At 67.0% G+C, this 1,264-nt stretch carries 1 protein-coding gene; it reads right to left on the reverse strand.

What is annotated here, in order from left to right; all coding sequences use genetic code 11:
* Window positions 1-32 precede the first annotated feature (32 nt).
* A protein-coding gene (locus ACH4S8_RS45170; protein ID WP_398405201.1) for an IS3 family transposase occupies window positions 33-1,195 on the reverse strand; the annotation gives its coding sequence in 2 pieces (ribosomal slippage) (window positions 33-908 and window positions 911-1,195; 1,161 coding nt in all).
* Window positions 1,196-1,264 lie beyond the last annotated feature (69 nt).

Consider the following 1,264-nt stretch of genomic DNA (forward strand, 5'->3'; position numbering starts at 1 on the left):
GGGTCTGGTGCAGGTTCGGGTGACAGGTTCGGTCACGCGGCCTGGAGGGCCGGTGCGATCATGACGGTCTCGAATTCGACGGGGGTCAGTCGGCCGAGTGCGGCTTGTCTGCGGCGGCGGTGGTAGGTCCGCTCGATCCAGGTCACGATCGCCATCCGCAGTTCCTCGCGGGTGGCCCAGCTCCGGCGGTCGAGGACGTTCTTCTGCAGCAGGCTGAAGAACGACTCCATGGCCGCGTTGTCGCCTGCCGCCCCGACCCGCCCTATCGAGCCAGCCATCCGATGGCGATCGAGCGCGCGCACGAACTTCCGGGACCGGAACTGCGATCCGCGATCGCTGTGCAAGATGCATCCGTCGACGTGTTCGCGCCGGGCCACGGCGTTGTCCAGGGCGCTCACGGCCAGGCGGGACTTCATCCGCGCATCGATGGAATAGCCCACGATTCTGTTGCTGAAGACGTCCTTGATCGCGCAGAGGTACAACTTCCCGTCACCGGTGGCGTGTTCGGTGATGTCGGCGAGCCACAGCCGGTTCGGTCCATCCGCGGTGAAGTCACGGCGGACCAGGTCGTCGTGCACCGGCGGGCCGGCCTTCTTGCTCCTGCCGCGCTTCTTGCCGAACACGCTCCACCAGTGGTTGTCCCGGCAGATCCGCCACGCGGTCCGGTCAGCCATCCCGGCCCCGGCGCCACGTGCTTCATCAGCAAGGAACCGGTAGCCGAACTCCGGGTCGTCGCGGTGAGCGTCAAACAGTGCGTTCGCCCGGTATGCCTCCTCCAGCACGGCATCGGGCACCGGCTTGTCGAGCCAGCGGTAGTAGGGCTGTCTGGCGAGCTTCAGGACCCGGCACGTCACCGTGACGGGCACCCCGTCCACGGCCAGCTCCCTCACGAGCGGGTAGATCCTTTTCCCGGCAGATGCGCCTGCGACAGATAGGCCGCCGCCCGGCGCAGGACCTCGTTCTCCTGCTCCAGCAGCCTGATCCGCCGACGTGCTTCCCGCAGTTCCGCGCTCTCCTGGCCGGTCATCCCGGGCCTGGATCCGTCGTCGATGTCCGCCCGGCGCATCCACTTCCACAACGTCATCGGATGGACTCCGAAGTCGGCAGCCACCTGCTCGACCGTCACGCCCGGGCCACGGTTCCTCGCAACCCGCACGACGTCATTGCGGAACTCTTCCGGATAAGGCTTGGGCACAGCGACATCCTTCCCACCCGCCCCACAGGGCAAGCCAGTTCAGATGTCACCCAATCGTGCAGCAGACCC

Origin of the sequence: Streptomyces sp. NPDC021080 (assembly GCF_044333225.1) — a bacterium.
Lineage (GTDB): Bacteria > Actinomycetota > Actinomycetes > Streptomycetales > Streptomycetaceae > Streptomyces.